Source organism: Demequina salsinemoris (assembly GCF_000974805.1).
Lineage (GTDB): Bacteria > Actinomycetota > Actinomycetes > Actinomycetales > Demequinaceae > Demequina > Demequina salsinemoris.
Genome location: NZ_BBQZ01000001.1, coordinates 282,167 through 299,678 on the forward strand (window position 1 = coordinate 282,167; position 17,512 = coordinate 299,678).

Annotated in this window: 17 protein-coding genes and 1 tRNA gene; 12 read left to right on the forward strand and 6 right to left on the reverse strand. The window is 69.7% G+C overall.

The annotated features are described in order from the left end of the window. Window positions 1-17 precede the first annotated feature (17 nt). Genes AOP78_RS01280 through AOP78_RS01295 form a run of 4 tightly spaced genes read left to right on the forward strand, consistent with a single transcriptional unit; the run spans window position 18 to window position 2,708 of the window. Window positions 18-317, forward strand: a complete 300-nt coding sequence (locus AOP78_RS01280; RefSeq protein ID WP_062200704.1) for a WXG100 family type VII secretion target — start codon at window positions 18-20, stop codon at window positions 315-317. Between the two features lie 20 nt (window positions 318-337). Continuing rightward, window positions 338-673 carry a hypothetical protein gene (locus tag AOP78_RS01285; protein WP_062200705.1) on the forward strand — a complete coding sequence of 112 codons (336 nt, stop codon included), beginning with the start codon at window positions 338-340 and terminating at the stop codon, window positions 671-673. Beyond that, window positions 670-2,103 carry a hypothetical protein gene (locus AOP78_RS01290; protein WP_062200706.1) on the forward strand — a complete coding sequence of 478 codons (1,434 nt, stop codon included), beginning with the start codon at window positions 670-672 and terminating at the stop codon, window positions 2,101-2,103. Before AOP78_RS01285 ends, AOP78_RS01290 begins: the two co-directional genes overlap by 4 nt. Further along, window positions 2,100-2,708, forward strand: coding sequence for a hypothetical protein (locus tag AOP78_RS01295; protein ID WP_062200707.1), 609 nt, complete (start codon window positions 2,100-2,102; stop codon window positions 2,706-2,708). Before AOP78_RS01290 ends, AOP78_RS01295 begins: the two co-directional genes overlap by 4 nt. 7 nt (window positions 2,709-2,715) lie before the next feature. Here AOP78_RS01295 and AOP78_RS01300 read toward each other — a convergent pair whose 3' ends face one another. The 6 genes from AOP78_RS01300 to AOP78_RS01325 all read right to left on the reverse strand — a co-directional run bounded on the left by AOP78_RS01300 (window position 2,716) and on the right by AOP78_RS01325 (window position 9,281). Continuing rightward, window positions 2,716-3,372, reverse strand: coding sequence for a response regulator transcription factor (locus tag AOP78_RS01300; RefSeq protein ID WP_062200708.1), 657 nt, complete (start codon window positions 3,370-3,372; stop codon window positions 2,716-2,718). Beyond that, on the reverse strand, window positions 3,369-5,228 hold the full coding sequence (locus tag AOP78_RS01305; RefSeq protein ID WP_062200709.1) for a sensor histidine kinase: 1,860 nt from the start codon (window positions 5,226-5,228) through the stop codon (window positions 3,369-3,371). Before AOP78_RS01305 ends, AOP78_RS01300 begins: the two co-directional genes overlap by 4 nt. 12 nt (window positions 5,229-5,240) lie before the next feature. Then, complete coding sequence (locus tag AOP78_RS01310) at window positions 5,241-5,789, reverse strand: hypothetical protein (protein WP_062200710.1); 549 nt, start codon at window positions 5,787-5,789, stop codon at window positions 5,241-5,243. 438 nt (window positions 5,790-6,227) lie between these two features. Beyond that, on the reverse strand, window positions 6,228-7,049 hold the full coding sequence (locus tag AOP78_RS01315) for an ABC transporter permease (RefSeq protein ID WP_083979667.1): 822 nt from the start codon (window positions 7,047-7,049) through the stop codon (window positions 6,228-6,230). Beyond that, window positions 7,046-7,933, reverse strand: a complete 888-nt coding sequence (locus AOP78_RS01320) for an ABC transporter ATP-binding protein (protein ID WP_062200711.1) — start codon at window positions 7,931-7,933, stop codon at window positions 7,046-7,048. The genes AOP78_RS01315 and AOP78_RS01320 overlap by 4 nt, the downstream gene beginning before the upstream one ends. Before the next feature lie 142 nt (window positions 7,934-8,075). Next, window positions 8,076-9,281 carry a pyridoxal phosphate-dependent aminotransferase gene (locus AOP78_RS01325; RefSeq protein WP_062200712.1) on the reverse strand — a complete coding sequence of 402 codons (1,206 nt, stop codon included), beginning with the start codon at window positions 9,279-9,281 and terminating at the stop codon, window positions 8,076-8,078. Window positions 9,282-9,450: 169 nt separating this feature from the next. Between AOP78_RS01325 and AOP78_RS01330 the strand changes: the two genes are divergently transcribed. The 8 genes from AOP78_RS01330 to rpoB all read left to right on the forward strand — a co-directional run bounded on the left by AOP78_RS01330 (window position 9,451) and on the right by rpoB (window position 17,494). Beyond that, window positions 9,451-9,523: transfer RNA gene (locus tag AOP78_RS01330), tRNA-Trp, on the forward strand. Window positions 9,524-9,584: 61 nt separating this feature from the next. Next, window positions 9,585-9,842 (forward strand): preprotein translocase subunit SecE, encoded by a 258-nt coding sequence (gene secE, locus AOP78_RS01335; protein ID WP_083979669.1) that lies wholly within the window; start codon window positions 9,585-9,587, stop codon window positions 9,840-9,842. A gap of 26 nt (window positions 9,843-9,868) precedes the next feature. After that, window positions 9,869-10,663: a transcription termination/antitermination protein NusG gene (nusG, locus tag AOP78_RS01340; RefSeq protein ID WP_062200713.1), complete on the forward strand. Its 795-nt coding sequence runs from the start codon at window positions 9,869-9,871 to the stop codon at window positions 10,661-10,663. A gap of 61 nt (window positions 10,664-10,724) precedes the next feature. Further along, window positions 10,725-11,156: a 50S ribosomal protein L11 gene (gene rplK / locus AOP78_RS01345; RefSeq protein WP_062200714.1), complete on the forward strand. Its 432-nt coding sequence runs from the start codon at window positions 10,725-10,727 to the stop codon at window positions 11,154-11,156. 68 nt (window positions 11,157-11,224) lie between these two features. After that, on the forward strand, window positions 11,225-11,923 hold the full coding sequence (gene rplA / locus AOP78_RS01350; protein WP_062200715.1) for a 50S ribosomal protein L1: 699 nt from the start codon (window positions 11,225-11,227) through the stop codon (window positions 11,921-11,923). A 315-nt stretch (window positions 11,924-12,238) separates the two neighbouring features. Continuing rightward, window positions 12,239-12,760: a 50S ribosomal protein L10 gene (gene rplJ, locus AOP78_RS01355; protein WP_062200716.1), complete on the forward strand. Its 522-nt coding sequence runs from the start codon at window positions 12,239-12,241 to the stop codon at window positions 12,758-12,760. Between the two features lie 57 nt (window positions 12,761-12,817). Beyond that, window positions 12,818-13,204, forward strand: a complete 387-nt coding sequence (rplL, locus tag AOP78_RS01360; protein ID WP_062200717.1) for a 50S ribosomal protein L7/L12 — start codon at window positions 12,818-12,820, stop codon at window positions 13,202-13,204. A gap of 810 nt (window positions 13,205-14,014) precedes the next feature. Beyond that, window positions 14,015-17,494, forward strand: a complete 3,480-nt coding sequence (gene rpoB / locus AOP78_RS01365) for a DNA-directed RNA polymerase subunit beta (RefSeq protein ID WP_062200718.1) — start codon at window positions 14,015-14,017, stop codon at window positions 17,492-17,494. Window positions 17,495-17,512 lie beyond the last annotated feature (18 nt).

The following is a 17,512-nucleotide window of genomic DNA, read 5'->3' on the forward strand; positions in this document are numbered from 1 at the left end:
ACACCAAGGGGGAGAGCATGGCCAACATCACCGTCACGTACGACGAGTTGCGCACCGCGGCCGATCAGCTGCTGTCGGGGCAGAGCGACATCGACGCGCGTCTCGCCGAGCTCAAGGCGTTCATCGACTCGCTCGTCTCGGGCGGCTACGTCACGAGCGCCTCGTCGGGCGCGTTCCACGAGCAGTACACGGCCTTCACGACGGCGTCCCATCAGACGATCTCGGCGCTCGAAGGTCTGAGCCAGTTCCTGCGCGGCGCAGCCGACACGCTTCAGCAGACCGATGAGGCGCTCGCGAGCGCGATCCGCGGCCAGTAGCACGGGTCCGGGGAGGGGACGTGAGGGACAGCCTGGTCGTGACCGGGGCCGCGCTCGAGGAGGCCGCGACGCGCATCGACGCGCTCGCGGTCGACCTCGCGCGTGCGGACGAGGATGCGGGGGCCGCCGAGAATGCGCTGGGGGAGGCCCCTGAGGCCGCCCCGATGAGGCACGCCGTCTCGCGCTTCGCCTCAACGTGGAGCCTGCGACGCGAGTCGCTGCACGGGACGCTAGCGTCGCTCTCGGGAGCGCTGCGCCAGATCGACGGAGCGCTCGACGAGGCCGACTCGTCGCTCGCTCGCGCCGCATCGCCCTCCACGGCAGCCGGTCACCGCGGCCACGCGGGGGCCCGATGACGAGCGTCCTCGACGAGCCGTCGCCGATCACCGGTGATCCGCCGCTCATCGACGCTCAGGCGCGCAGGCTCGGCGGGGTCGCGGACGCGCTCGCGGTCACCATCGCGGAGCTGCGCGCCATCCGAGCAGGGACCGTGATGAGGGGCGAGGCGATCGCGGCCTATCTCGAGGCTGCCGAGGTCATCGAGCAGGAGCTCGGGCTCGTCGAGAGCCGGTACGCGGCGACGTCGGCCGCGCTCGCCGGCTACGCGGCCTCGCTTGCCGGGTTCCAGGCCGAGGGCGAGGATCTGCGCCGCCGGGCGGCCTACGCGCACACCGCTATCGCGTGGGCGGACCAGCGCATCGCGGCCGAGCAGGCGGACATCGGCTCCGAGGCCGCCGCCTCCGCCGGCGCGGGCATGGACGCCGTCCTCATCCCCGCGCTGCGCGGGCAGACCGCCGCGGAGCGCGAGCGTGCCGACGCGGCGGCGGCGCTCGCCGCCTGCGAGCGGCAGCTCGACGAGCTCCGCACGCGATGGGCCGCGATCGCGGAGGCGAGGGCCAGCGAGATCGACTGCGTGATCGAGGCGTCCGCGCTCAACGACAGCGGGTGGGACGTCCTCATCGACCGCCTCGAATGGCTTCTCGACGAGGCGATCCCCTGGGTCGAGACCGCGCTCGACGTCATCGCCCTCGTCGCCGCCGTCGCGGCCGTGGTACTCGTCCTGACAGGGGTGGGGGCGCCGCTGGCCTCGGCACTGTTCGTCATCTCCCGACTCGCTCAAGCGGGGGCCCGCATCGTCACGGTGATCAAGGCCGTGACCACCTCGACGCTCGTCGCCACCGGCAGGCGCCCGGTCTCTGCTCTCGCCGACCTCGGGACCGGGCTCGTCCTCGACCGGGTCGGAGGGAAGGCTGGCGACATCGTCGTCGCCCGCGCGGCGCGTGGGGCGCCGGCGGTCGTCTCCGGAGCGCTCGATCGGGTCGGATCGGGGGCCGTCGCCCTGACCGGACGGGTCTCGCCGTCGACAGCCGCGGTGGGCGTGGCGGCGGTCCGACTCCGCGTAGCCGACTACGACAGCTGGATCGGCGAGAGGCTCGACGCCAACATGTCGAGCGTGATGGGACGCCCGACCGTCGCGGACCCGGCCGGGTTCTCGGCGACGTTCGACGCGTGGACGGACTCCGTGGTCGCGGACGCGCTCGACATGGCGTCGGGAGGCTCGGTCGGTGCCGCGTACACCGCGCTGCTGGCGGGGATCGACAGCGCGGCCGGCCCGCAGCACGCCTTGAGCGGAGTCGCCTATCAGGTGGTGGATGTCGCGCGTGAGATCGAGGGGCGTGCCGACGGCGGGGGAGGCCATGTGGCCCAAGCCTCGCCGGCCGTGGGCGCGCCCACTGCGACCACATCAACCGCATCGTCCCTGGATCACGAGGAGGTGCCCGCATGACCGCGACCCTGGAGATGACGGTCCCCGCAGGCTGGCACCTCGTCGAGCCAGGCGACGGGCCGCGCTCGGCGGACGTCGCCTCGGTCGAGCTGACGAGAGCGGTGCCCGCGGCCGAGCGCGAGCGGTGGCGGCGGACCGTCGCCGGCGCGCTCAGCGAGGGGTTCGCCGCCGCGGACGGCGAGGATGTCGAGCTGCTGTCGATGCTCGTCCCCGGCGGGGCGATCGGCCTCGCGCTGCCGATGACCGTGGCGGTGCTGCGCCTCGGGATGTCCACGGACTCCGCTCACGACGCGAACGCGGCGCTCGCGGGCCTCGTGGCTCACGACGCGACCGCACGCCTGCTCGCGACGGACGCCGGACCCGTCCTGCGGACGCATGTGAGCGCCCGGCTCGGTCCAGCGCACGCCTCGAGGCTCGGACTGCGGCCGCAGGAGGTTCCCGAGGCCGAGTCTCTGCGCGTGCGCTACCTGCTGCCGCCCCGGGGGCGGGGACGGTGGCTCGCGCTGGTGCACAGCATCCCGGTGGTCGATGAGGTCAGCGTCGAAGCGTGGCTGGAGCTGTGCGACGCGCTCGTCGTCGCGGTCCGATGGAGGCGCGAGGAGTGAGGCGTGCTCAGCCCACGAACCTGTACCCCACGCCGCGCACCGTCTCGATCGCCTCGGCCCCGAGCCGTCCCCGCAGGTAGCGGATGTACACGTCCAGGACGTTCTCCTTGGACGCCGACCCCCAGACGTGCTCGAGCGCCTCCGCGCGGCTCACCACCTCGCCGTGATGCGACATCAGCAGCGCGGCGAGCTGGAACTCGCGCGGGCTCAGCTCCACGGGCTCGCCGTCGCACTCGAGCTCACGCGCACCCATGTCCAGCAGGCAGCGGCCGACGCGGATCACGGCGTCCTCCGCCGCATCGTCACGACGCCGGGCGCGCAGCCGGATCCGCGCGAGCAGCTCGTCGAAGCTGAAGGGCTTCGGCATGTAGTCGTCCGCGCCCCGCTCCAGCCCCCGCACCGTGTCCTCGGCAGAGGTCCTGGCCGTGAGGATGATCACCGGGAGGTCGGAGCCGCTCGAGCGCAGCCTGCGCAGGACGGTGAACCCCTCCATGTCGGGAAGCCCGATGTCGAGCACCATGATGTCGAAGTCGCCCTCGCCCGCCCGCGCGAGCGCGTCGCGCCCGGTGCCGACGCGCGCGACCTCGATGTCCGCGGCGCGCAGGCCGTCGGACAGCGAGCTCGCCAGTCGGTCCTCATCCTCGACGAGCAGCAGCCTGGTCATGCCCCATTCTCCGGCGCGGCCGGCGCGGCCGGCGCGGACGGCGCGAAGGGTGACGCCGGCGACGGCCCGTCACCGCGCGGAGCGTAGGCGGGCACGACGATCGTGAAGCTCGACCCCTCGCCTGGCGCCGACTCGATGTCGAGGCGCCCCTCGTGGGCCTCCGCGATCGCGGTGACGATCGGGACGCCGAGGCCCGAGCCCTCGCCGCCGACCTCGACGCGCCCGAACCTCGCGCGGATCCTGGCGATGTCCTCCGGGGCGATCCCGACGCCCTCGTCCCTGACCCACAGCCGGAACTCGGCGCGCGCGTCGTCCGTGACGCTGATCGCGCTGCCGAGCGAGATCGTCGACTCCGGCGCGGAGAACCTCACGGCGTTCGCGCACAGCTGGAGCCACGCCTGCGTGAGGCGCTCGGCGTCAGCCTCGACCTCGCCCTCGGCGACGGCCTCGAGCACCCAGCGGCGCGGCCCGAGCGGCTCGGCCCTGATCAGCGCGAGCTCGGTGAGCTCGGACAGATCCACGGGCCCCAGGCGGAGGAACTCGGGACGGTCGGCCTTCGCGAGCGTCGTGAGGTCCTCGACGAGGCGCGTCATCCGTGAGACCTCGTCGAGCAGATCGTCGCGGGTGGCCATCACCGCGTCGGAGTCGCGCGGCTCGACGAGCTCGAGGCGCGTCCGCATGATCGTGAGGGGGGTGCGCAGCTCGTGCGACGCATCGTCCAGCATGCGGCTCTGCTCGGAGAACGCGCGCTCGATCCGATCGAGCATCTGGTTGACGGTCTCGGACAGCCGCGCGAGGTCGTCGTCGCCGACGATGGGGATCCGCTCCGACAGATCCGTCGTCGAGATCCTGCGCGCGGTCGTGTCGAGCAGCCTGATGGGCTCGAGCAGCCTGCTGACCGTGACCCAGCCGAAGCCTCCGATCGCGAGCAGCGAGAGGACCGCGACGACCGCGTAGACCTGGAAGCTGTCGGCGAGCGCGGCGATGGTCGCGCCGCGGTCGACGGCGTACACGACCACGCCCTCCACGTCACCGTCGGCGTTCTGCACCGGCATCGCGACGTAGCGGTAGTCCGCCTGGTCGGTCGTGATCGCGCGGACCTCGGGGGACCCGCCCGCGGCCGCGAGCGCCGCCGTGAGGAGCTCGCCGTCCGACTCGATCGGCAGGATGTCCGTGCCGCCAGGGATGAACCGCGGCACCCCGTCCACGAGCGCGACCGCGCTCTCCGATGGGGTAGCGACGACGCGTCTGATGGCCTCGCGCATGATCGACTCGGTGTCCTCGAACGCCTCGCCCGTGGTCGGATCGCCCTCCTCGACGAACGCGACGAGGTCGTTGGCCTTGCGGGCGAGGTCGCTCTCGATGGACGCGTCGATGCGTCCCCTCTCGATCACGTACGCGGTCGTGCCCGCGACGGTCAGAGCGACGCCGGTGAGCACGGTGAGGTAGATGAGGACCCGCGCCCTCACGCTCACCCCGCCGCGCGGACGGGTCACCGCATCGCTCATGGGCGCGACCACCCTTCGTCGCCCCCACGCTATCGCCTTCGCCACGGTGGGCATCTCGCGCACCGTGGCGATCGCGTCGGAACGGACGATGCGGCCGGCCGTGTCCGACAGCGCTTGGCGGATGCCGCGCGTCCCGGAAGCGGGCAGCAGGGCCGTCATCGCTCCCGCGAGCAGCGTCGGCAGCTCCTCGATGAAGCGCGCCGTCTCGTGGATCACGCGCTCGACGGCGACGCGGGCCCGGCCCAGGGGCGTGGCGCTCAGCCGGGCGGTGCGGCGGCGTCCGGGTGCGCGAGAGGCCGCACGCTGCTCGCGTGCGGCCTCAAGCTCACGGATGGTCTGCGTGCTCACGGAGCGCCGAGGTCAGTCGTCCCAGCCGTGGTCGTCGCCGCGCTCGGAGCGGTTCTCGCGCGACTCGCGCTCGCGGGCGCTGTCGCTGTCGCTGTCGTCGTCCGAGTCCTCATCGTCCCAGCCGTCGCGGTCCTGGTCCTTGACCTGGTCGCGGTCCTGGTCGTCGTCGCAGTCCTCCTTGGTCGAGTCCTCGGTCGAGTCGTCCGTGGCCTCGACGGCCGCTGTGGCGGCCTTGTCGTCGTCCTTCTTCGCGGCCGAGTCGTCGGTCGTGTCGTCATCGCTGTCCTCGTTCGTGTCCGCGAGGTCGACGACCTCGTCCTCGACGACCTCGACCACGTCGGCCTTGACGGCCTTCTCGTCGGCCTGCGCGTCGTCGTCGTCCGTCGCGGAGACGCTGGGCGACGCGCTCACGGACTGGTGAGGGACGGCCACCGCGTCCTTGATCGCCTCCGTCTCGGAGGAGTGGGAGCCGCCGACCGCTGCTGCGGTGAGGCCCACGGCGATGAGGATGCCCGCGGTGGCGAGGAGGGTCAGGAGAAAACGCGAGGTCGTTGTCTGCATGCTCCCAGTGTTGTCCGCCAAGTCTGAGAGCCGTCTCAGGTGCGGGTCGGGGTCGGGGTCGGGGCCTGGGCAGGGCGGAGCGGGGCTGCCGCCGGCCCTGTGGGCTGCCGCTCTTCTTGCAGGACCCCGGTGCGCGTCGCGGGCCGTGAACCGGGACGGCCCGCGACGCGGGGGCGACGGCCGCTGAGCACCAGGGGGGGCGGTGCACGCGTCGCGCGTCGCGAGAGGGGCAGGACAGGGGCGGGCACGATGGCTGAGCCACCCCTGTCCTGCTTTCGGGGGCCCGAGCTGAGGGGGTGTCGGACCCACGAGTGTCCGCGGCACGGAGGAGCCGCGGTGGGCGGGGCATCGACCGTCCGTGGTCGCCCCGCTCCTCAAGAGTCGCAGGGCGACTCTGAGATCGTTCTCAGAATCGTGACGAACGTCACATTTCGCGCATCAGTTGTCGTCGTGCCGGGTCCAGCGAAAGGTCCTGACGGCGAGCACGAGCCCGATGATCACCCACGCCGCGAGCACGATCGCGCCGGTCGTGAGCTCCCAGCTGCCGCGCGCCTCGACGGCGGCGAAGTCCTCGGGCAGGAACACCGACCGCATCCCCTGCGCGAGCCACTTGAGCGGGAAGATCTCCGCGACGTGCTGGAGGAACGTCGGGATCTCCGTGTACACGAGGAACACGCCTGAGGTGAACTGTAGGAACAGGACGATCGGCGTGATCACGGCCGAGCCGGACTTGGCGTTGCGCAGCAGCGTCGACATGGCGATGCCGAGCGTGGTCGCGGCGGCCGTGCCGAGCAGGAACACCCACGCGAACGTCCACCAGTGGCCCGCGTCCGTCGGCAGCGTGACGTCGTAGAGGACCACCCCCATCGCGATCAGCAGCGACACCTGCACCGCGGACACGAGCAGCACCTGCGCGACCTTCGCGGCGAAGTACGACGTCGCGGGCAGCGGGGTGCCGTGGATGCGCTTGAGGACGTCCTCGTCGCGGTCGATCGAGATGGTCATCGCGAGCGACTGGAAGCCCGTGTTGAGGATGCCCGAGGCGACCATGCCCGCGAGGAAGTACTGCGCGAACGTCACGCCGGGCGCGATCTCCTCGCCGCCGAACACCGACCCGAACAGGAGCAGCAGCATCATCGGGAAGAAGAAGATGAACACCATCTGCTCGCGGCTGCGGAAGAACTCCTTGAGCTCGACGCTCAGCCGGGCCCGGGTCATCGACATCCACGTCGGCGTGGACGATGCGGTGGTGGCGGTCATGACGTCGCCTCCTCGGTCTCGTCGGGATCAGCGGAGGCGGCGCGCTGGGTGTCGCCGATGAGCTGCAGGTACACGTCCTCGAGCGAGGGATGGCGCACCTCGAGCGCCTCGATCTCCCCGGGGGTGCGGGAGAGCAGGTCGCGCAGGAAGGCGGAGGCGGTCGCGGTGTGCTCGACGCGATGCGCGCCGTCCTCGACCCAGCTGATCTGGGCGTCGCTCGCACGGGAGCGCAGGCCCTCGGGGGTGTCGAGCGCGACCAGGCGGCCCGAGGCGATGATGCCGATGCGGTCGGCCAGGTGGTCGGCCTCGTCGAGGTAGTGCGTGGTGAGCACCACGGTGGTGCCGTCCTCCCTGACGGACTCGATGAGGCCCCAGAACTGGCGGCGGGCCTCCGGGTCGAATCCCGTGGTCGGCTCGTCGAGGAACACCAGCTCGGGGCGCCCGATCAGCGCGAGGGCCACGTCGAGCCGCCGACGCTGACCGCCGGACAACGTGGCGGGCTTCGCGCCCGCCTTCTCGGTGAGCCCCACCGCGGCGAGCATCTCGTCCACGTCGAGGGCGTTCGGGTACAGGCGCGCGGCGTACTGAAGCGACTCGCGAGCGGTCAGGAGGCCTCGCTCGGAGGTGCCCTGGAGCATCACCCCGACGCGGTGTCGCCACTGCTTGGACGCGCTCTGTGGATCCGCGCCGAGCACCTCGACCTCGCCCGAGGTGCGCTTGCGGAAGCCCTCGAGGATCTCGACCGTCGTCGACTTGCCGGCCCCGTTGGGGCCGAGCAGGGCGAAGACCTCGCCCCGGGGGATCTCGAGGTCCAGGCCGTCGACGGCGTGCAGGTCGCCGTAGTGCTTGTGCAGATCCGTGACGCGGATCGCGGGTGCGCTCATGTGGTCGAGCCTAGCGAGACGGGCTGACGCGTCCATCGTCCCGTCGGAGGACTCGCTCCCCAGCGTGAGGCGACGGCCCCCGGACGCACGGAAGGGCCGCATCGTCCCTGTGAACGATGCGGCCCTTCCGGAAGAGGCGGGCCTACTCGGCCAGCAGCGACTGGATGCGGCCGACGCCCTCGGCGAGGTCCTCGTCCCCGAGCGCGTAGCTGAGGCGAAGGAAGCCCGAGGGGCCGAAGGCCTCTCCGGGCACCACGGCGACCTCGACCTCGTCGAGGATGACACCGGCGAGGTCGGCGGACGAGGTGATCTCCTTGCCGCGGACGGTGCGGCCGATGAGCCCCTCGACGGACGGGTACGCGTAGAACGCGCCCTTGGGGGTCGGGCACACGACGCCGTCGATCTCGCGCAGCATCGACATCATCGTGCGGCGGCGACGGTCGAACGCCGTGCGCATCTCGTGGACCGCCTCGAGGCCGCCGTCGAGCGCGGCGATCGCGGCGCGCTGCGAGACGTTCGCGACGTTCGACGTCAGGTGCGACTGGAAGTTCCCGGCCGCCTTGATGACGTCCATCGGGCCGACCATCCAGCCCACGCGCCATCCGGTCATCGCGTAGGTCTTGGCGACGCCGTTGAGGACGATGGTCTGGTCGGCCAGGTCCGGAACCAGCTTGAGGATGGGGGAGAAGACCGCGTCCTCGTACAGCAGGTGCTCGTAGATCTCGTCGGTGAGGACCCAGATGCCGTGCTCGAGCGCCCACTCGCCGATCGCCTTGGTCTGCTCGGGCGAGTAGACGGCGCCGGTCGGGTTGGACGGCGAGCAGAACAGCAGCGCCTTGGTGTTCTCGGTGCGCGCGGCCTCGAGCTGCTCGACCGTGACGAGGTAGTCCTGGTCGGCGCCCGCGAAGACCTCGACGGGCACGCCACCGGCGAGCGAGATCGCCTCGGGGTACGTGGTCCAGTACGGCGCGGGCAGGAGGACCTCGTCGCCCGGGTCCACGATCGCGGCGAACGCCTGGAACACGGCCTGCTTGCCGCCGTTGGTCACGAGCACGCTCGCGGGGTCGATCTCGTAGCCCGAGTCGCGCAGCGTCTTCGCGGCGATCGCCTGCTTGAGCTCGGGCAGGCCGCCCGCGGGGCTGTAGCGGTGGTTCCTCGGGTCCTTCGCGGCGGCGACCGCGGCCTCGACGATGTAGTCGGGCGTGGGGAAGTCCGGCTCACCGGCGCCGAAGCCGATGACGGGGCGGCCGGCGGCCTTGAGGGCCTTGGCCTTGGAGTCCACGGCGAGCGTGGCGGACGGCGCGATGGCGCCGAGGCGGGCAGAGACGCGGCGAGCGGGAGCAGTCATGGCACCATTGTTCCACCAACGGCGTTCGCGACGATGCGGGCGCCTGGGGACCGGGTTCGCATCTCGGACGGAGATCGCGTACTATGGCTCCTCGGCACTTGACAGTAGCCATGATGGTCCGCGCCCTGGTGCGGACAGGTGGTCAAGAGCCTCGGGGCCCAACCCCCGAAGGGCAGTGGCGCAATTGGTAGCGCATCGGTCTCCAAAACCGACGGTTGGGGGTTCGAGTCCCTCCTGCCCTGCGTTCAGCGGACGCGTCCTCCGCGACGCACCCTCCACACCACGCAAGCAAAGGAATTCTCGGTGAGCGAATCCGTCGTGACCGACACTGGAGATAAGGACCCGCGCCACGAGTCGCGCGAGGGCCGGAACATCTTCGGTCGCATCGCGCTGTTCGTGCGCCAGGTGGTCTCCCAGCTCCGCCTGGTCGTGACGCCCACGGTTCCCGAGTGGATCCGTCTCATCGGCGTGGTCCTGGGATTCGTCGCGGTGATGATGGCGCTCGCGTTCTCGCTCGACTTCGTGTTCGGGTGGGGCGCGTCATTGGTGTTCGGCGACTAGCCGAGTAGTGAAGGAGTCGAGAGACCGTGAGTGACGAGAAGATCGACGAGGCGCTGAGCGCCGTCGAGACCGTGGACGAGGACACCGTCCCCGCGGTCGACGAGGCCGACCTCGGCGACGCCCCGATCGACGCCATCGTGACCGGCGACGACGACACCGTGCCCGCGGAGCCCGAGGCCCCCGCCGAGGAGGCCGCCATGGCCGAGGAGGCCGAGCCCGCGATGGACGAGGACCTGCGCGCCTCGCTGCGCATGCAGGAGGGCGACTGGTTCGTCATCCACAGCTACTCGGGCCACGAGAAGCGCGTCAAGCAGGCGATCGAGCACCGTCGCGAGAGCCTCAACATGGAGGATCACATCTTCCAGGTCGAGGTGCCGATGGAGGAGGTCGCCGAGATCAAGAACGGCCAGCGCAAGAAGGTCACCCGCGTGCGGATGCCCGGATACGTGCTGGTCCGCATGTACCTCGACGACGAGTCGTGGGGCACCGTGCGCAACACGCCCGGCGTCACCGGCTTCGTCGGCCACGCGCACCAGCCCGTGCCGCTGACCATCGACGAGGTGTACAGCATGCTCGTCGGCCCCGAGACCGAGGCCGCTGGCACGTCCGACGAGAGCGGCGAGGCCGCCCCGTCGAAGCCGACCGTCGAGGTCGACTTCGAGGTCGGCGAGTCGATCACCGTCATCGACGGCCCCTTCGCGACCCTGCCGGGCACGATTTCCGAGATCAGCGTGGAGAGCCAGAAGCTCCACGTCCTCGTCTCCATCTTCGGCCGGGAGACCCCGGTCGAGCTGTCGTTCAACCAGGTGCAGAAGCTCTAGTCGAACGACGCACATGGCGGCGGCCAGCCGTCATTCAAGCAAGTAAAGGACCCGAAACAACATGGCAGCCCCTAAGAAGAAGGTTGCCGGCCTGATCAAGCTTCAGATCCAGGCCGGTGCCGCGAACCCTGCTCCGCCTGTCGGCCCCGCACTGGGCCAGCACGGCGTGAACATCATGGAGTTCTGCAAGGCCTACAACGCGGCCACCGAGTCGCAGCGTGGCAACATCATCCCCGTGGAGATCACGGTCTACGAGGACCGTTCCTTCACGTTCATCACGAAGACCCCTCCGGCCTCGCAGCTCATCAAGAAGGCTGCCGGCGTCGCCAAGGGCTCGGGCGTTCCGCACACGCAGAAGGTCGGCTCGCTGACCGACGCTCAGGTGCGCGAGATCGCGGAGATGAAGATGCAGGACCTCAACGCGAACGACATCGACGCCGCGGCGAAGATCATCGCCGGCACCGCCCGCTCCATGGGCATCACGGTCGAGTAAGACCGCATACAGACATCCAGTGGGAGGGCCGCGTTGGGCCCGCCACCACGACTGCAAAGGACAAGCAGATGACCACGCGCTCCAAGGCTTACCGCGACGCAGCCCAGCTCGTCGACCGTAGCCAGCTCTACACCCCCACCGAGGCCGTCGGCCTCGCGATCAAGACGGGCTCCAAGAACACCGACTCGACCATCGACGTCGTGTTCAAGCTCGGCGTCGACCCGCGTCACGCCGACCAGATGGTCCGTTCCACCGTCATCCTGCCTCACGGCACCGGCAAGACCGCTCGGGTCCTGGTCTTCGCCAATGGTGACAAGGCGGATGCCGCTCGCGAGGCGGGCGCCGACATCGTCGGCGGCGATGAGCTCATCGCCGAGGTGGCCGACGGCCGCCAGGACTTCGACGTCGTCGTCGCGACGCCGGACCTCATGGGCAAGGTCGGCCGACTGGGCAAGGTGCTCGGTCCCCGCGGCCTCATGCCGAACCCCAAGACCGGTACGGTCACCATGGACGTGGTGAAGGCCGTCACCGAGATCAAGGGCGGAAAGATCGAGTTCCGTGTCGACAAGCACGCGAACCTTCACACCATCCTCGGCAAGGCCTCGTTCGGTGAGCAGAAGCTCGCCGAGAACTTCCAGGCCGTGCTCGACGAGATCATGCGTGTGAAGCCGTCGGCCTCGAAGGGTCGCTACATCATCAAGACCGCGATCTCCGCGACGCAGGGCCCCGGCATCCCCGTGGACGCCCTCGCGAAGACCGAGGCGTAAGCCTCGCGCGTCTGACGCGATATCGGGCCCGACCCTTCAGGGGGTCGGGCCCGATTTGCGTTTGCTGGGGGCGTCACGTAGAGTTGCCACGCCCAAGACCGCGGGTTGTCGGATCTGGTTCGCCAGGAACGACCGAAGCTCCACTGAGGTGGGGACCGGCGCAGGTGAGAAAGTAGCACTCCGTGTGCGAACCCTTGGGCGGCCTTGCGGCCGCCTTTCGTGTGTTCGGCGCGTGTGAGCCACGGCCCCGCCTGCGCGGGGCCTTTCCTGTATGTGGGGCGGGCACCGGCGGTCACTTTCCCTGAAAGGACAACTATGGCGACGCCCGAGAAGGTGGCGGCAGTCAAGGAGCTCGCGGACCAGTTCCGTGCCTCCAACGCTGTCATGATCACCGAGTACCGCGGCCTCAGCGTCCCGCAGCTCGCCGAGCTGCGCGTGGCGCTCCGCGGAGAGGCGACCTACACGGTCGCCAAGAACACTCTCACGGCGCTCGCGGCCAAGGATGCAGGCGTGGAGGGTCTCGATGACCTCCTGTCCGGCCCCTCGGCCATTGCGTTCGTCACCGGTGACCCGGTGGCGGCTGCAAAGGGTCTGAAGGCTTTTGCCAAGGCGAACGACAAGCTCATCATCAAGGGCGGCGTTCTCGACGGCAATGCGATCTCGGCTGACGAGATCAACAAGCTGGCGGACCTCGAGTCCCGCGAGGTGCTCCTCGCCAAGGCAGCCGGCGCCATGAAGGCGTCGCTCTTTGGTGCTGCGTACCTGTTCCAGGCGCCGCTCGCTCAGGCAGCGCGCGCCGCAGACGCCCTGCGTGCGAAGCAGGAAGACGCGGCCTAAGGGCCGCACCCCACTACACACCTCTGCTTCACGCAGGCTGAAAGTTAGGAAGTCATCATGGCTAAGCTCACCACCGCCGAGCTCATCGACGCGTTCAAGGAGCTCACCCTCATCGAGCTGTCCGAGTTCGTGAAGGCGTTCGAGGAGACCTTCGAGGTCACCGCCGCCGCCCCGGCCGCCGTCGCCGTTGCCGCCGCCCCCGCGGGCGAGGCCGCTGCCGAGGTCGAGGAGAAGGACGAGTTCGACGTCATCCTCGCCGCCGTCGGCGACAAGAAGATCCAGGTCATCAAGGAGGTGCGCGCGCTCACGTCGCTCGGCCTCGGTGAGGCCAAGGCTCTTGTCGACGGTGCCCCGAAGGCCGTCCTTGAGGGCGCCAAGAAGGAGGACGCCGAGAAGGCCAAGGAGGCCCTCGAGGCCGCCGGCGCCACCGTCGAGCTCAAGTAATTCCCGCGGCGCCGCGCTGCGCGCGGCATAGCCGCTGCTTGACTCAAGGCCGGGTCACCCCTCGCGGGGTGGCCCGGCCTTCGTCTTCCCGCCAAGACCGTCCTTCTGACCGGACAGTCCTTCCGCCTGGACGATGCGAATCCTGCCCTCGCCAGAATCCTCACCCGGGCACGGCATCGTCCATGGAAGCGCTCCGGTGCGACCCGCATCGTCCCTGCTCCGCCGATCAGCGGCCGCATCGTCGCCGTGCGAGCGCCCTGCCGCCGGCATGTCGAACCAATCTCAACCGCGACACTCCCGCGACGCGCCGTGACGACCCTCGCCACGCTGGCGTGTCGGACCTGAGATTGGTTCAGACTGTCGGCGCGAGGCGGGGCGAGGTCCGTCCTCGCCGGCTGCCATGCACCCCGCACGGATCCGGATCCGACACCCCGTCGACACGCCGACGGATCGTGCGACACGCCCGCGCGTCGCACGGGAATCCGTGCGCAGCGCATGGGGGAGGGGCGCCTGGACGATGCGTCGCCGAGCGCGCGCTGATCAGGCCCGATACGGTGGGAGCCGTATCCACAAGCGATCGTGAACTTGGTGACACTTCTGCACCGACCCGCGCGGCACCCTTGACGAGCGGCGCAACGAGGTGGACAATCACTTGTTTCCGCGCTAGTCTAGCGACCGCGCTGTCTTTTGCCTTGCCCTCAGATGCCTACCCGGCGTGCGACCGTCACCCGACGGAAACGCCCCGGGATCCGGTGGAGCCGTGGCTGGACGACGTGTACACGCACGATCATCACAGGGAAGGACCCGCCCTTGGCTGCCTCGCGCACCCCTTCGGCAACCGCCATCTCCAACCGCTCCGCGTCTCGACGCATCTCCTTCGCTCAGCTTGCTGAGCCGATCGGGGTTCCCAACCTTATCGGTCTGCAGACCGAGTCCTTCGACTGGCTGCTCGGCAACCAGCTCTGGCAGGACCGCGTCGCAGCCGCCAAGGAAGCGGGCCGCAACGACGTCCCGGAGGTTGCCGGACTCCAGGAGATCTTCGAGGAGATCTCTCCGATCGAGGACTTCGCTCAGACCATGTCGCTGAGCTTCTCGGACCCGTACTTCGAGGAGCCGCGCCACACTCCCGAGGAGTGCAAGGAGAAGGACTTCACCTACTCCGCGCAGCTGTTCGTGACCGCGGAGTTCATGAACAACACCACGGGCGAGATCAAGTCGCAGACCGTCTTCATGGGCGACTTCCCGCTCATGAGCGAGCGCGGCACGTTCATCGTGAACGGCACGGAGCGCGTCGTCGTCTCCCAGCTGGTCCGCTCGCCCGGCGTGTACTTCGAGCGCACCCCCGACAAGACGTCCGACAAGGACATCTTCACCGCGAAGGTCATCCCCTCGCGCGGCGCATGGCTCGAGTTCGAGATCGACAAGCGTGACGCCGTCGGCGTCCGCGTCGACCGCAAGCGCAAGCAGCCCGTCACCCTGTTCCTCAAGGCGCTGGGCCTCACCGACGAGCAGATCGCCGAGGAGTTCGCTGACTTCCCGGCCGTCCTCGACACCCTGTCCAAGGACACCGTCCACGCGCAGGACGAGGCGCTCGTCGACCTGTACCGCAAGCTCCGTCCGGGCGAGCCCCCGACGGTCGAGGCTGGTCAGAACCTGCTCGACAACTTCTACTTCAACTCCAAGCGCTACGACCTCGCGAAGGTCGGCCGCTTCAAGCTGAACAAGAAGCTCGGCGTGGGCAAGGCCCTCGGCGACTCGACCCTCGGCGTCGACGACATCGTCGCGACCGTCAAGTACATCGCAGCGGCGCACGCGGGCATGAAGACGCTCACGATCGGTGAGACCGAGCTCCAGGTGGAGACGGACGACATCGACCACTTCGGCAACCGTCGCATCCGCGCGGTCGGCGAGCTGATCCAGAACCAGATCCGCACCGGCCTGTCGCGCATGGAGCGCGTGGTGCGCGAGCGCATGACGACGCAGGACGTCGAGGCCATCACGCCGCAGACGCTCATCAACACGCGTCCCGTCGTCGCCGCGATCCGCGAGTTCTTCGGCACGTCGCAGCTGTCGCAGTTCATGGACCAGAACAACCCGCTCGCGGGTCTGACCCACAAGCGCCGCCTCTCGGCGCTCGGCCCGGGCGGTCTCTCGCGCGACCGCGCCGGCATGGAGGTCCGTGACGTCCACCCGTCGCACTACGGCCGCATGTGCCCGATCGAGACCCCTGAGGGTCCGAACATCGGTCTGATCGGCTCGCTCGCGTCGTTCGGTCGCATCAACCCGCTCGGCTTCGTCGAGACCCCGTACCGCAAGGTCGTCAAGGGCCAGGTCACGGACCAGGTCGACTACCTCACGGCGGACGACGAGGACCACTTCGTGATCGCCCAGGCGAACGCCCCGCTCGACGAGAAGGGCTTCTTCGTCGAGGACCGCGTGCTGGTCCGTGGCCGCGGTGGTGACACCGAGGACGTCCCGAAGGACGGCGTGGACTACATGGACGTCTCGCCGCGCCAGATGGTGTCGGTCGCGACCGCCCTCATCCCGTTCCTCGAGCACGACGACGCGAACCGCGCCCTCATGGGTGCGAACATGCAGCGCCAGGCCGTGCCGCTGGTCCGCTCCGAGGCGCCGCTGGTCGGCACCGGCATGGAGCGTCGCGCGGCGGTCGACGCCGGTGACGTGGTCGTGGCGAGCAAGCCGGGCGTCGTCACCGAGGTGAACGCCGACCTGGTCACCGTCGCCAACGACGACGGCACCACCGGCTCGTACCGCGTGGCCAAGTTCGAGCGCTCGAACCAGGGCACCAGCTACAACCAGCGCGTCCTCGTCAACGAGGGCGACGTCCTGGTCCAGGGCTCGGTCATCGCCGATGGCCCCGCCACCGACGAGGGCGACCTCGCGCTCGGCCGCAACGTGCTCGTCGCGTTCATGTGCTGGGAAGGCCACAACTACGAGGACGCGATCATCCTCTCGCAGCGCATGGTGCAGGACGACGTCCTCTCCTCGATCCACATCGAGGAGCACGAGGTCGACGCCCGCGACACCAAGCTCGGCCCGGAGGAGATCACCCGCGACATCCCGAACGCCTCGGAGGAGGTGCTCGCCGACCTCGACGAGCGCGGCATCGTCCGCATCGGCGCCGAGGTCCGTGCCGGTGACGTCCTCGTCGGCAAGGTCACCCCGAAGGGTGAGACCGAGCTGACCCCGGAGGAGCGCCTGCTGCGCGCGATCTTCGGCGAGAAGGCCCGCGAGGTGCGCGACACGTCCCTCAAGGTCCCCCACGGCGAGTCCGGCACCGTCATCGGTGTCCGCGTCTTCACCGAGGAGGACGGCGACGACCTGCCCGCAGGCGTGAACCAGCTGGTCCGCGTCTACATCGCGCAGCGTCGCAAGATCATGGAGGGCGACAAGCTCGCCGGCCGCCACGGCAACAAGGGCGTCATCTCGACGATCCTGCCGCAGGAGGACATGCCGTTCCTCGCGGACGGCACGCCGGTCGACGTCATCCTGAACCCGCTGGGTGTCCCCGGCCGTATGAACGTCGGTCAGATCCTCGAGACGCACTCGGGCTGGCTCGCGAAGAACGGCTGGGACGCCACCGACGCCACGGGCGAGTGGACCGACCACCTGCCCGACGGCGCGCGCAAGGCGGAGCCGGGCAACCCGATCGCCACCCCGGTGTTCGACGGTCTGCACGAGGACGTCCTCAACGGTCTCCGTGAGCACATCAACCCGAACCGTGACGGTGACCGCCTGGTCAACGAGAACGGCAAGGCGCAGCTCTTCGACGGCCGCTCCGGCGAGCCGTTCCCCGAGCCGATCACGGTGGGCTACAAGTACATCCTGAAGCTTCACCACCTGGTGGACGACAAGATCCACGCCCGTTCCACCGGTCCGTACTCGATGATCACCCAGCAGCCGCTGGGCGGTAAGGCGCAGTTCGGCGGCCAGCGCTTCGGTGAGATGGAGGTGTGGGCGCTCGAGGCTTATGGCGCCGCGTACGCCCTCCAGGAGCTGCTGACCATCAAGTCCGACGACGTCACCGGTCGTGTCAAGGTCTACGAGGCCATCGTCAAGGGGCAGAACATCCCCGAGCCGGGCCTTCCGGAGTCCTTCCGCGTGCTGATGAAGGAGATGCAGTCCCTCTGCCTGAACGTCGAGGTCCTGAGCCATGACGGCTCCGTGATCGAGATGCGCGAGTCCGACGAGGACGCGTACCAGGCCGCCGAGTCGCTCGGCATCTCCCTGTCCAGCCGCCCCGACGCCTCGAGCGTCGACGAGATCTGATCTTTCGAGAGGTAAGGA